The organism is Paraburkholderia sp. J63, assembly GCF_905220245.1.
GTDB lineage: Bacteria > Pseudomonadota > Gammaproteobacteria > Burkholderiales > Burkholderiaceae > Paraburkholderia.
Genome location: NZ_CAJMZF010000057.1, coordinates 1 through 13372, shown reverse-complemented (window position 1 = coordinate 13372; position 13372 = coordinate 1). Strand labels below are relative to the sequence as shown.

The window sequence follows — 13372 nt, the reverse complement described above, 5'->3', positions numbered from 1 at the left end:
CGTCAGCGGTCAATGCGATGAAGAGGCGATGACCCAGGCACCGGCAAGATTTACAGGTTCTTGCGGAACGGCGCGCCCGAATGCTCGCGCAACTCGTTGAACACGATCTTCGGCCAGGCCTTCTGCGCGACTTCGATCTCGGAGACGTGCGAGGCGAGATAGGTCGGCGCATTCGACGCGTCGTAGGCCATGCGGGCCTCGTACGAATCGGTGAAACGGCGCAGCTCGTTGGCGTCGTCGCAGGTGACCCAGCGCGAAAGGCGATAGCGCGCTGGCATGATGCGCACGTCCACCTTGTATTCGGCCGAAAGGCGATGCGAAACCACTTCGAACTGCAGCTGGCCCACGGCGCCCAGGATCGTCGCGCCGCCGTGCAGCGGGCGGAACACCTGGATCGCGCCTTCTTCGCCGAGCTGCTTGAGCGCTTCGCCCAGTTGCTTCGCGCGCATCGGGTCGACCACTTCGATGGTCTGGAAGATTTCCGGCGCGAAGAACGGGAGGCCCGTGAACTGGAGGTCTTCGCCTTCGGTGAGCGTATCGCCGAGACTCAGCGTGCCATGATTAGGAATACCGATGATGTCGCCAGGGTAGGCCTCGGCCACGGTTTCGCGGCGCTGCGAGAGGAAGCTCACCACGTTGTTGGCGCGGAAGGTCTTGTTGTTACGCGTGACCTTCAGCTGCATGCCGCGCTCGAAATGGCCCGAGCACACGCGGATGAACGCCACGCGGTCGCGGTGCGCGAGGTCCATGTTGGCCTGCACCTTGAACACGACGCCCGTGAACTTGGCCTCGTCAGGCGAGACCGCGCGCTGCACGGCCATGCGCGGCGAGGGCGGCGGCGCGAGATCGACGAGCGCGTCGAGAATTTCCTTCACGCCGAAGTTGTTGATCGCCGAGCCGAACAGCACCGGCGACTGCTCGCCCGCGAGGAACGCGTCGCGGTCGAACGCGGGCGTCGCGCCCGTGATCAGCTCGACTTCTTCCTTGGTGCGCTTCCAGTGATAGCCGAAGCGCGCTTCGCCTTCTGCGTCGCTGATGTTTTGCAGCGTTTCCACCGCGCCGCCCAGCGACTGCTCGCCGGCGCGGAACACGCGCACCTGGTCGCGCTGGATGTCGTAGACGCCCTGGAATTCCTTGCCCATGCCGATCGGCCAGGTGAACGGCACCGCCGCCACGCCGAGGTGCTGCTCGATTTCGTCGAGCAGATCGAGCGGCTCGCGCACTTCGCGGTCGAGCTTGTTGATGAACGTGAGAATCGGCGTCTTGCGGCTGCGGCAGACCTCGAGCAGCTTCAGCGTCTGCGCTTCCACGCCGTTCGCGCCGTCGATCACCATCACGGCCGCGTCCACGGCCGTGAGCACGCGGTAGGTATCTTCGGAGAAGTCCTCGTGGCCCGGTGTATCGAGCAGGTTGATGACGGCGTCGCCGTACTCGAACTGCATGACCGAGCTCGCAACCGAAATGCCGCGCTGCTTTTCGATCTCCATCCAGTCGGAGGTCGCGAAGCGGCCGCTTTTCTTGCCCTTCACGGTGCCCGCGATCTGGATCGCGCCCGAAAACAGCAGCAGCTTTTCGGTGAGCGTGGTTTTGCCCGCGTCCGGGTGAGAAATGACCGCGAACGTGCGGCGGCGTCTGAGTTCGGCAACTGACATGGATGGAGGGGTATCGCTGATGAAATCGGGCAGCCGGCCGTGCGGCGGGCGTTGCGGATGTGGCAAGCCGGTGCGCACGGCAGAAGGCGCCGGGGACGAATGATACACGGCATTACCGCGCACGACTAAAAGTTAACCACGAGTTCGCGGCGCGCGCGAAGGAGAAGGGCTCGCCGGACGCCGGCCAGCGAGGGGCCTGAGGTGAGCTTTTACGGGAGCAGGTCGCGGCGCCCGCACGCCAGATGGGGCGCGCGGCGCGCAAAGGTGAGGTTTTACGGGATGGGGTGGCGCTTAGCGTCTGCTCGAACCCCGTTTCGGGTCCGGCGCCGAGCCCCATTTACTCCTTGATGAGGAACCGGTCGCGGTTCTTCACGCCGGCGAGCCAGCCCGGCGCACGGCCACGGCCGCTCCAGGTTTCGCCGGTTTTCGGGTTCATGTACCGCGCCGGCAGCGGCCGCTTGCGCGTGCCAGCCGTACGCTGACTGGAGAAGCCGAGTTCCTCGGGCGTGATATCGTACTCCGCGATCTTTTCCTTGATGTCGGCAATCGCCTGCTCAATTTCCTTTTCGCGTGCCGCCGCGACTTCCTTGTGCAGCCTTTCGAGTTGGGCGGTCAGTTGCTTGTAGCTCGCCATAAACAATGATCTCCAGTCCGGTCACTGGTCGTATTGTGACCGTTCCGGCGTCCAGGAGGGCCAACTTACACGCTTTTTTCGCCGTGGCGAGCCCATTTATTGCGATTCTTTGCACATGCAGCCGTCGGCGGCTGACAGCCCCGCGAACCGCCTCGTGTCACGCGCGTTCTTTCGCGCGCACCTCCAGCTCGCCGAGGGCTTCCGACAGGCGCTTCACGCGCTGCACCTGCGAGGGGACCAGATTTGCGCTCGACACCGAATCGATTCGGCTGCGCCAATAAGAAAGCGGAATGCGGTCGTTGCCTGATAACCGTGCAATGACCTGCTCGAGATGCTCAATGTCCTTTTCCAGTTGATGATGATTCATTGCTACCCCCGGGAATAACCCGTCTTCTAGAAAACGCCGCTGCAATGGCGTCTGCGCATTCAATATTCCATAACGCAAGGCGATTAATCTGCCGCATTACCTCTATGCGACCGCAGGTTCGGCCGGTCATCTGGTTAATTTTTCCGACTCATTTACCTCTTTTCACCACTTTATTTCGGATTTACCGGTTTCAGGTGCAACGATTTCAGTGGGTCTTGCCGTCGCAGAATAAGATCGGCACGGCTCGCCATCGGTTGCCTACCGCACGGAACGCAACGGACGCCTCGTTCACCCTGAGGCATATCAGTCATCGAACGAACCGAAGATTAACGGCGGCAATCGCACCTGTATATTCCTCAATTGTGCAGGGAATATGCAGGCTGCATTTTGGCGAAACTGCCAGTCGCATCAGATTTTGATAATGAGAACGGTGTGAATTCGAACGACACGCAGCACGACAGTCTGCTGCACGCGATTTACTCAACCATCGAACGTCCTTCAGGCTGGAAGGATTTTTGCACGCAATTCAGGAAATCGCTCGAGGCGGCCTCGGTTCATCTCTGCGTATTCGATCGACAACGCGAACTGTTTTCCTGGGCCGACGGTTTTAGCGTCCGGGAAACCGAGCCGCTCGAATTCATCCGCCCGCTCTATCGCGACGATGCGCGCCTAGAATGGCTGCGCGCCTTTCCGCCCGGCAAATGGCTGCATTGCGGCGCCGACCGCGCAAGCGCCGAAGGTCACCCGGTCTTCGGGCCGAACCTGATGGTGGCGGGCGGCGGCTTCGTCTCCCTCTGCAAGCTGATCGACAGCGGCACGCTCACGGCCATGCTCGCCTGCCGCGGCAATGCGCAAGGCGGTCCGCTGCCGGGCGCCGCGCGCGCGCTGCTCGAGCGGCTGGCGCCCCACCTGATGCGCGCGCTGCGCCTGAGCGTGCGCCGCCTGCTGCCTGACGCCGACGCGCTCACGAGCCGCGTGCGGCCGCCCGCCATGCTCGTGAGCGCGAGCGGCGAAGTCCTGCACAGCAACGAAGCCGCCCAGCGGCTCCTGCGCGCCACCTCGCTCGTGCGCGTGCGGGGCAAGCGGCTGGCGTTTGGCGCGCCTTATCAGACGCGTTTTCTGGAAGACGTGGCGATCTGCGAGGCGCGCCTGAAAAACCGCGCAAGCGGCGCACGCGCGGCGGCGGGCCGCATTCGCGCGCTGCGCATCGTGGGCGTCGCCGAAGCGGCCGACGGCGAGCGCGGCCGAACCGCGCCGCTGCCTGGCGGCCCGGAAGTGCTCTATGCGTTCTACAACGTGGTGGCGTCCGGCGAAGTCGCGGGGCTGCGCGCCATCGCGGCACTCACGTTCTATCACCCGCGCTCGGCGCCGGCGGTGGACGAGCAGGTGCTAGCCACGGCGTTCGAGCTCTCGCCCGCCGAATGCCGGATCGTGCATCTGCTGGTGGACGGGCTCACGCCCAAGGAAATCGCCGCGCAGGTGAGCGTGCAATATGACACGGTGCGCAAGCAACTACAGTCGATCTTCCAGAAGACCGCGACGCGCCGCCAGCCCGATCTGCTGCGCCTGCTGATGAACCTGCCCGCGCGCAGCCGTAGCGGCGGCGGCGCGGATGGCTGCGCTTGAGGTCGGCTGGGGCCGCTGCTCGATAGCCGCCGGTTTAAGGCGCGGCCCGAAACCGCCCCGCCTTAAACCAGAGCGGCCAGGCGGGACGATTGCCCGTTACTTCGAGCGGCAAGCGAATACGAGGGTGTACGTGTCGCCGCTAGTGGACGTATCGACGGTGTCGTAGCCGGCGCCTGCGCAGCGTGCAACGGCCTGCTGGGCGCACGAGTCGTGGTCGCCCGCGGCGGAGCACTGCACGGGGACCGTCGGGCGGCCGTCCGGGAGGAACAGCGGCGGACCGCTGCTGCAGGCGGACAGCGCCGCGAGCAACGCACAGACGCCCGCCGTGGACGACAACCTGCGAAAGCGGGACAACAACGAACCGGAACGAATCATGGGGTACCCCGAGGGCCTTCTAGTTTTTCGACGTTGCGATTGTGCCATGCCGGACAGCGCCTGCGCGGCGTGCGAACCGTATCGCGCGCGGATCGTGCGCAGAGCCGGCCGAAGTTTCATCGAGCCGGGGGCAAGGTCTTGTAAGGCGGCGGCGCGCGCGGATCGGCGCGCAGGCGCACGAATACCTTGTCGACGTCGGGAATCGCCGCGAGACGGCGCTCCAGCGCCGCGCGGTCGAAGGCCGCCGGAGCGCAGCCTTCGGCGTAGACGAAGCGCCGCTGGACCGTGATCCACAGACTCGTGCCGGCGAGCGACGCGTCGCCCTTGAACTCCTCGCGGATCGCCTTGGCGATATCGGCGTCGTAGAGGTAGGAGTTCGGCTTCGTGCATTGGTGCGCGAGCCAGCAGGTGGTGCCGCGCTCCACGCGGTAGTGGGCGTCGTCATCGGCTTCGGCCTTCGTCATGAGCGGACCGAGCGGCTGCGGACACACGCCCGGCGCCGTCGAGAGCGCGAAGAACGGATCGTTGTACCAGTTCCTGACTTCGGCGGGGTTTTCGGACGAAGCGCTCGCGGGGTTTGCCGTGTTGGTCGCGTTGGTCGTGTCGGTTGTCGCTCCGTTCGCGGATTGGGCAGCGGCGATCGCCACTGAAACCATCATGAACGCCTCAGCACACCTGGCCGCCATCCTCGTTGCCAGCCGCGCGATCCCTCGCGCGCGCTGATGGGGCCGCCCTTCCCGCATTGCCTCGATTTCCCGCATCGCTGTCTCCTTCCTGCTCCGGCGTGCCGCTCGTCGCGCGGCGCACCCGCTCACGTCAAGATAGGACTGCGCAGCTTGCGTCGCAATATATAAGCGTTTCGGTACAATCGCTGCGACGCACCATTCCCAGCCAATGCAATAAAAACGCCGTACGAAGTGCATCGCGAAGCATGGGACCGCAACAAGCGCCAAAGCGCTAACTGCGGTCGACCGCGAAGCATGGGACCGCAGTAAGCGCTAAAGCGCTAACTGCGGTCGACACAGGAGACCCCATGTCGTTTGTTATCGTTCTAGCCGCCCTCGCTTTTCTCATGCTCGCCGCCTATCGCGGCTACAGCGTGATCCTTTTCGCGCCGGTGGCCGCCCTCGGCGCCGTCCTGCTCACCGACCCCGCCGCCGTCGCCCCCGTCTTCTCGGGCATCTTCATGGAGAAGATGGTGGGCTTCGTGAAGCTCTACTTTCCCGTGTTCCTGCTCGGCGCCGTATTTGGCAAGGTGATCGAACTATCGGGCTACTCCGAGGCGATCGTCCACGCCGCCATCCGCTATATCGGCCGCTCGCGCGCAAACGCCGTGATCGTGGCCGTGTGCGCGCTGCTCACCTACGGCGGCGTATCGCTCTTCGTCGTGGTGTTCGCGGTCTACCCGTTCGCCGCCGAGCTCTATCGCCAGAGCAACATTCCCAAGCGCCTCATGCCCGGCGCAATCGCGCTCGGCGCGTTCTCGTTCACGATGGATTCGCTGCCCGGCACGCCGCAGATCCAGAACATCATCCCCACCACGTTCTTCAAGACCACGGCGTGGGCCGCGCCCGCGCTCGGCGTGATCGGCTCGCTCTTCATCATCGTCGTGGGCCTCACGTATCTCGAGTGGCGCCGCCGCAGCGCGATGGCGAAGGGCGAAGGCTATGGCACCTCGCTCGTGAACGAGCCCGAGCACGTGAAGACCGACCATCTGCCCAATCCGATCCTTGCCATCACGCCGCTCGTGCTCGTGGGCGTGGCGAACTTCTTCCTGACGCGCTGGATTCCGAACTGGTACGGCGACACCTACACGGTCACCGCCGATGTGCTGCCCGGCATCCACGCGCCCGTGACCACGACGGTCAAGCAACTGGTCGGCATCTGGTCGGTCGAGGGCGCGCTGCTGCTCGGCATCGCGTTCGTGATCGTCACGGCGTTCCCGCGCGTGAAGGAGCGCTTCGCCACGGGCACGAAGGCCGCGGTGGCGGGCGCGCTGCTCGCTTCGCTCAATACGGCTTCGGAGTACGGATTTGGCGGTGTGATCGCGGCGCTGCCGGGCTTCCTCGTGGTGAGCGACGCGCTCAAGAGCATTCCGAATCCGCTCGTGAACGCGGCGGTTTCGGTGAGCGCGCTCGCCGGCATCACCGGCTCGGCTTCGGGCGGCATGAGCATTGCGCTCGCCGCCATGTCCGATCTGTTCATCAAGAGCGCGCAGGCCGCGCATATTCCGCTCGAGGTGCTGCATCGCGTAGTGGCGATGGCGAGCGGCGGCATGGACACGCTCCCGCACAACGGCGCCGTGATTACGCTGCTCGCGGTGACGGGGCTCACGCACCGCGAATCGTATCGCGACATTTTCGCGGTCACGATCATCAAGACGATGGCCGTGTTTTTCGTGATTGCGGTTTTTTACGCGACCGGGATTGTTTGAGGGGAATGGCTAAAAAGGCGGAGGGTTTCCCCTCCGCCTTTCTTCAAACTTCGTCGCGCGCTTTAACAACACCTTCACTGCGAGCCGCCACCGCCCCGCTCGCCTGCGCAGACGCACGGACCTGCGCCATATACGGCTCGATATCCATCTCCCCGTAGCCAATAAAGCGGCTCTTCTTCACGATTCGATAGCCGAGCCACATCGCCACAAACAAGGGAATGCCGATATAGGTGGCCAGTACGCCCACCCAATCGATTTTATTGGCCACGAATGCCTGGTAGTCCTGTCCCAGCATGACGACAAGGCAGACCGCGAAAGCGAATATCGGCCCAATGGGAAACCACTTCGATCGATACGGCAGTTGCTCGAGCGAGAACCCTTGCGCGACGAAGCCCTTGCGAAAACGATAATGACTGGCGGCAATGCCGAGCCATGCGATAAACCCCGTCATTCCCGACGTATTGAGCAGCCACATATAGACGGTCTTGTCGCCATACATCGACGAAAAGAAGCACAGCGCCCCCACCGCAGTCGTTGCATAGAGCGCGTTTCTCGGCACGCCGCTCGCCGAAAGCTTCCCGAAGAGCCGCGGCGCACGCCCCTCGATAGCGAGGTTATAGAGCATCCGCGTGGAGGCATACATGCCCGAATTGCCCGCCGACAGCACCGCCGTCAGGATGACCGCATTCATGACGCCCGCCGAAACAGCCAGGCCGGCGCGCCGGAATACGAGCGTGAACGGGCTGACGCCAATATCGGTCACATCGGATTTCAGGAGATTCGGATCGGTATGCGGAATCAGCAAGCCGATGACGAAAATGGCCAGCACGTAAAACAGCAGAATTCGCCAGAACACCTGTCGTACCGCGCGGGGAATGTTTTTCCCCGGGTTCTCCGATTCGCCTGCGGCGACGCCGATAAGCTCGGTACCCTGAAACGAGAAGCCCGCGATCATGGTGACGCCCAGCAAAGCCGGCAGGCCGCCCGTGAACGGTCCGCCATCCAGCGTGAAGTTGCCCCAGACGTGATCCGCGCCGCCCTTCAGAATGCCGATGATCATGAGCAATCCGATGCCGATGAACGCGACGACGGTAATCACCTTGATGAGCGAGAACCAGTATTCGGCTTCGCCGAAACCCCGCACGGAGAGTGCGTTGAGCAGGAACATCACGCTGAGGAAAGCGGCGCTCCACCAGACTCCGGGAACGTGGGGAAACCAGTAGCCCATCACCAGTTGCGACGCCACCAGTTCGACTGCGATGGTCACGGCCCAGTTGTACCAGTAGTTCCAGCCGAGCGCGAAGCCAAACCCTTCGTCGACGAATTTCGCGCCGTAGGTCGCGAACGAGCCGGACACGGGCATGAACGCCGCCATTTCGCCGAGGCTCGTCATCAGGAAATAGACCATCAAGCCGATCACGAGGTACGCCGCCATGGCGCCGCCGGGTCCGGCCTGGGAAATGGACGCCCCTGAAGCGACGAATAAGCCGGTGCCGATCGATCCGCCGATCGCAATCATGGTCAGGTGGCGGGCTTTCAGGCTGCGGTGCAGGGAAGGGGTGGTGTCACGAGCGCCGGCAGGGGGCGCAGAAACGCGATGTGGATCCGAATCCATATAAATTCTGACTTCTTTCTAGCTAGTGTTACAGGGTAATCGATTATTGATGTCCTGAGGCCATCCGGGAGCCCGGTGGCCAACGCCATTGCGCAAGAGCGGCACCGCCTGCCTTGCAGGTAACCGGTACCGACATCGTCGCAGATGGCAAACCCTATGACACAACAAAGCTGGCGCAACGCCCGGACAGGCGTGCCGCTCGATCGGGCGACCCGATCGCCCGTCCTCGATGACTTGAGCCGTGATTTTATAGCAGTGGCCGCCCGGCGAGGCGCGAGCGCACTTCAGACCATGCCTGAGAGACGTTGCGCGCAAAGGCAAGGTGAAAATCCGTTGCGAACGAAGACCGGAATTTAAGCGGCTTTCAGGAGGTTCTCAAGCGGCCTTCAACCCGTCCCGCCCACATGCGGACGCAACGCCGCGAGCCAGCACACCACGGCTACCGCGCCCGCATCGGGCGAGCCGATCGCCCGCTTGCCCAGATAGCTCGCGCGCCCCACGCGCGGATGCATATGCGCGGTGGCCTGCGCACCGTGCTCAGCGGCGGCCACGGCGGCCGCCCAGGCACGCTGCGCCGTCTGGCCTTGCTTCAACGCGTCTTCGAAGGCATCGTGCGCCGGAATCAGCGCGTCCAGCATCGTGCGGTCGCCGGCCTTCGCGCCGCCCAGTTCGCTGATCGCCTCGATCGCGCCGCGAAACGCTTGCGCCCATTCGTGCGGCGCGGGCTCCGGCGTATCCGCGAGATGACGCGACGCGCGCAAAAGCGCCGTGGCATAGAACGGCCCCGAACTGCCCGCGATGGCCCGGCGCAGGCTCGCGCCCAGCGACGCCAGCGCCTGCGGCGCCGTGCCAAGCGCATGGACCGGCATGGCGGCCACCGCATCGGCGGCGCGGCGCATGCTCGCGCCCAGATCGCCGTCGCCCGCGAGCGCATCGAGCTCGGTCAGGCGCGCTTCGTTCTCGGTCAACGCGAGCGCGACCGCATCGAGCGCCGCCTTGAGCCTGGCGGCCCACGCCGCGCGGGCCACATCGAGCGCTTGATGTGGTACGGAATCCTCATGATTGACGCCCGCAGTATCGAGCCGGATGGTCGGGTTCACACAGCCCTTGCCGGGCCATGCGCGCGCATCGGTATGCGCATCGAGGAGAGCCAGCCTGCCGTCGTCCACACGCATCAGCGAGATCGAGCAGCCCGGCATGTTCAGCGCCGAGAGGAAAGTGCCTGCCCACGCGCGCTCCACGCGCACCTCGCGGCGGCGCAGGCTCGCCATGGCCGCGCGCAGCACGATATCGAGTTCCATCTGCGGCGTGGCGCCAAGGCCGTTGACCACCAGCGCCACGCGTTCGCCGCGCGTGATGGCCAGTTCGTCGAGGATATTGATAAGCAGTGCTTCGGTGATTTCGTTGGCCGGCAGCGGCACGCTGCGCTCCACGCCTTTCTCGCCATGAATGCCGAGCCCGATTTCGATTTCGTCGTCGGCGAGGCTGAAGCTGGACGTCTCCACGCCCGGCAGCGTGCAGCCGTCGAGCGCGACGCCCATGGTGCCGAGATTGGCGGCCGCGTCGCGTGCGGTTGCGGCCACCACTTCGAGCGTTGCGCCGCGCGCGGCCGCCGCGCCCGCGATCTTGTGGATCAGCACCGTGCCGGCAATGCCGCGCCGCTGATGGCGCTCGGCGTGGCCGCGCAATGCGACGTCGTCGGCGACCGTCACGACTTCCACGGGGATGCCCTCGGCGCGCGCCAGTTCGGCGGCAAGGCCGAAGTTGAGCCGGTCGCCGGTGTAGTTCTTGACGATGAGCAGCGCGCCCCTCGGGCCCGCCGTTGCGCGGATGGCCGCGAGCACGGCGTCGGTGGGGGGCGAGGTGAACACCTCGCCGCACACGGCCGCGCTCAGCATGCCCGCGCCCACATAGCCGCCGTGCGCGGGTTCGTGGCCGCTGCCGCCGCCCGAGATGAGCGCGACCGGGCGTGCTGAAGACTCGGGAATGTCCCGGCGAATGAGCACGTTTTCTTCGCCGAGGATGACGACATTCGGCGCCTGCAGCGCGATGCCTTCGAGCATTTCGCGCACGACGTCGGACGGGTGATTGACGAGCTTTTTCATGACGGCCCTGATGAATGCGGTTGAACATCCCGGCCAGGCAGCCTCGCCTTGGCGCGCCATGCAAGCTGCATGGCGCGCCGTCGGGTTCGCTCAGTGTACCCCGCTCGTCATCGCACTGCGCAGAGCGTATCGAATCGCATTGAATCGCCCTGTCCCGGGCTTCAGCATTGCGGCACTCGCGCAGTGCGCCCGCTTCACCGGCGGTTCATCAGTTCACCGATGCATCAATGCTGGAGAAAATCGAGCACCATGCGGTTGAACGCGTCCGCATGCTCCCATTGCGCCCAGTGGCCGCAACGGTTGAACACATGCAACTGCGCGTTCTGCATGCCGGCGATCAGGCGCAGGCCGGTATCCATCGGCACGAAGCGGTCGTCGCGACCCCAGATCACCAGCGTGGGCGCCGCAATTTCGCCAAGACGCGGGCCGTAGTCGGTGAATTGCTTCGGATTGGCCGCGAGGCTCTTCACGAAATTGTCGAGGTGGTCGCGACGCGCGAGCATGTTTTCGAGGCGCGCCTTCATGAGATCCTCAGTCAGCGCGCTCGGGTCGTAGACGAACACGTTCATCATGCGCTTGAGGTTCTCGATGGTCGGCTCGCGATAGAGCCCCTGCAGCAGCTTGATGCCTTCGGTGGGCGTCGGCGCGAAGTTGCTCGGGCCGCCCGTGCCGCCGCCCATGAGCACGAGCTTGCCCACGCGCTGCGGATTCGCGAGTGCGAATGCCACCGCGCTGTGACCGCCCATCGAATTGCCGAGGATATGCACGCGCTCGATGTCGAGCACGTCGAGCAGGCCCTTGAGCACGCGGCCGTTCAATTCCGAGCGCGACGCGGTGCAGACGATGGGATCGCTCTTGCTCCAGCCCGGGCAGTCCATCAGGATCACGCGATAGCCCGCCGCCACGAGCGGCTCGACGTTGCGGTTGAAGTTGGCCCAGCCGCTCGCGCCCGGACCCGAGCCGTGCAGCATCACCACCGTTTCGCCGTTCGCGCTATCGGCGTTCGCGCCCGTATCGTTGTAGTGAATCTGCAGTTCGAGATCGCCGTCCTTCACGCGAGCGAACCGGCTCGTCGAGGCTTCCGTAATCGCTTGTGCCGTTGCAGTCATGATGATGTCCTTGCGGTATGACCCGCTAATCCGTAAAAGAGAGGGCGTGGCCTTCTCCGCTCAAAAATCGTTCGATATCCTTAGTTACCTTCAGGCGCCTTGCGCGCCGGGCGCGCCCGACCGTGCGAAGCCGCCCACCACCGTCAAGGCGGCGAGCGCCGCGATCACGCACAGCGGAATGCTCGACGCCACCAGCATCGAAGCGCTCTGCCCCAGCGCGAACAACTGCCCCGCCACGAGCGGCCCGAGGATCGAACCGAGCCGCCCTACCGCCACCGCCGCGCCCACGCCCGTGCCGCGCACCTCCGTGGGATACGCGTGGCCGGCGAGCGCATAGAGCACCGACTGGCCGCCCACGAGGAACAGGCCGCACAGCAAGCCGCCGCACGCCATCGAAGTCGCGCCGCTCGCGAGCGCGAGTGCGGCGAGCGCCAGCGCGATGCCCGCATACATGCCGACCACCGTGCGGCGGCGGCCGATACGGTCCATGAGCGTCGCGATCGCCACCGCCCCGATACCGCCGCCGATGTTGAACATCATCAGCACGATGTTCGATTGCACGCGCGTGAGGCCGCGCGCGAGCACCATCGAAGGCAGCCAGTTCATCAGGAAATACAGCACGATCAGCGTGCCCAGGTAGCTCACCCAAAGCGCGAGCGTCGTGCGCGCGCGGCCGTGGCGCCACAGCGCTTCCGTCACGCCGGGCACGCCCTCACGCACCTTCGAGGCCTGGGCCGCCACGAACTGCTGCGACTCGCGCAGGAAAAAACCGAGCAGCGGCACCATCACGATGGGCCCGAGACCGCCGACATAGAACACGTCGCGCCAGCTCGTCGGGCTCGCGCCCAGCATGCCGATCACCGCCGCGATCGCCGCGCCGAACGGCATGCCGCAGTACATAGCGCCCACCGCCGTGCTGCGTTGCCGTGGGCCCGCCGCTTCCGAGCACAGCGCGATCAGATTCGGCATCGCCGCGCCCAGCCCCAGGCCCGTCAGCAGACGCGCGATCAGCAGGCTTTCGAAGCTCCAGACCAGCGTGGTCGCGAGCGAGAACAGGCCGAACAGCGCCACCGAGCCCATCAGCACGCGCTTGCGGCCGAACCGGTCGGCGAGGCGTCCACCCAGCGCGGCACCGGGCAGGAGGCCGATCGCGCCCGCGCTGAACGCCCAGCCCATCTGCGCGACGGCGAGCGAGAACTCCTTCGCCATGCGCGGCCCGGCCACGCCCGCCGATTGCAGATCCAGCCCTTCGAGCAGCGCGATCGCAAGGCACAGGCCTATCGTGGCCTTGCCGCTCGTCGCGCCGCCGCCATGGCTTCCTCCAGCAGCATTGATTCGTGACGTCATGTTCAAAGTCTCCAAAATTGTGTTCGAGCCGCTCTTTGTGGCGGCTATTCGTATTCCATTGCGGTGCGTATTTACTGCTGGAGCGCTTCGGCGCGCTTTTTCAAATCG

General features: G+C 65.0%; 11 protein-coding genes. 2 read left to right on the top strand and 9 right to left on the bottom strand.

The window, feature by feature from the left end; translation table 11 throughout:
- Window positions 1–50: 50 nt before the first annotated feature.
- The 3 genes from U5775_RS35075 to U5775_RS35065 form a co-directional block, all read right to left on the bottom strand.
- Window positions 51–1652 (bottom strand): peptide chain release factor 3, encoded by a 1602-nt coding sequence (locus U5775_RS35075; RefSeq protein WP_322062722.1) that lies wholly within the window; start codon window positions 1650–1652, stop codon window positions 51–53.
- Window positions 1653–1989: 337 nt separating this feature from the next.
- Entirely contained in the window at window positions 1990–2286 is a 297-nt protein-coding gene (locus U5775_RS35070; protein WP_322062721.1) for an H-NS histone family protein, read from the bottom strand.
- Between the two features lie 157 nt (window positions 2287–2443).
- A complete protein-coding gene (locus U5775_RS35065) occupies window positions 2444–2653 on the bottom strand; it encodes a hypothetical protein (protein ID WP_322062720.1) in 210 nt (69 codons plus the stop codon).
- A 432-nt stretch (window positions 2654–3085) separates the two neighbouring features.
- Here U5775_RS35065 and U5775_RS35060 point away from each other — a divergent pair, with 432 nt between their 5' ends.
- Window positions 3086–4279: a helix-turn-helix transcriptional regulator gene (locus U5775_RS35060; RefSeq protein WP_322062719.1), complete on the top strand. Its 1194-nt coding sequence runs from the start codon at window positions 3086–3088 to the stop codon at window positions 4277–4279.
- 96 nt (window positions 4280–4375) lie between these two features.
- On the opposite strand, the gene U5775_RS35055 is transcribed toward U5775_RS35060, so the two are convergent.
- Entirely contained in the window at window positions 4376–4654 is a 279-nt protein-coding gene (locus tag U5775_RS35055) for a hypothetical protein (protein ID WP_322062718.1), read from the bottom strand.
- 116 nt (window positions 4655–4770) lie between these two features.
- Window positions 4771–5313: a BON domain-containing protein gene (locus U5775_RS35050; RefSeq protein WP_322062717.1), complete on the bottom strand. Its 543-nt coding sequence runs from the start codon at window positions 5311–5313 to the stop codon at window positions 4771–4773.
- A gap of 374 nt (window positions 5314–5687) precedes the next feature.
- Between U5775_RS35050 and U5775_RS35045 the strand changes: the two genes are divergently transcribed.
- Window positions 5688–7088 carry a GntP family permease gene (locus tag U5775_RS35045; protein WP_322062716.1) on the top strand — a complete coding sequence of 467 codons (1401 nt, stop codon included), beginning with the start codon at window positions 5688–5690 and terminating at the stop codon, window positions 7086–7088.
- A gap of 43 nt (window positions 7089–7131) precedes the next feature.
- Here U5775_RS35045 and U5775_RS35040 read toward each other — a convergent pair whose 3' ends face one another.
- From U5775_RS35040 to mhpT, 4 genes are all read right to left on the bottom strand, one after another.
- Window positions 7132–8703 (bottom strand): amino acid permease, encoded by a 1572-nt coding sequence (locus U5775_RS35040; RefSeq protein ID WP_322062715.1) that lies wholly within the window; start codon window positions 8701–8703, stop codon window positions 7132–7134.
- Window positions 8704–9089: 386 nt separating this feature from the next.
- Window positions 9090–10808 (bottom strand): dihydroxyacetone kinase family protein, encoded by a 1719-nt coding sequence (locus U5775_RS35035; protein ID WP_322062714.1) that lies wholly within the window; start codon window positions 10806–10808, stop codon window positions 9090–9092.
- A gap of 224 nt (window positions 10809–11032) precedes the next feature.
- On the bottom strand, window positions 11033–11917 hold the full coding sequence (locus U5775_RS35030; protein WP_322062713.1) for an alpha/beta fold hydrolase: 885 nt from the start codon (window positions 11915–11917) through the stop codon (window positions 11033–11035).
- Between the two features lie 90 nt (window positions 11918–12007).
- Window positions 12008–13264 carry a 3-(3-hydroxy-phenyl)propionate transporter MhpT gene (mhpT, locus tag U5775_RS35025; RefSeq protein ID WP_322062712.1) on the bottom strand — a complete coding sequence of 419 codons (1257 nt, stop codon included), beginning with the start codon at window positions 13262–13264 and terminating at the stop codon, window positions 12008–12010.
- Window positions 13265–13372: the final 108 nt, after the last annotated feature.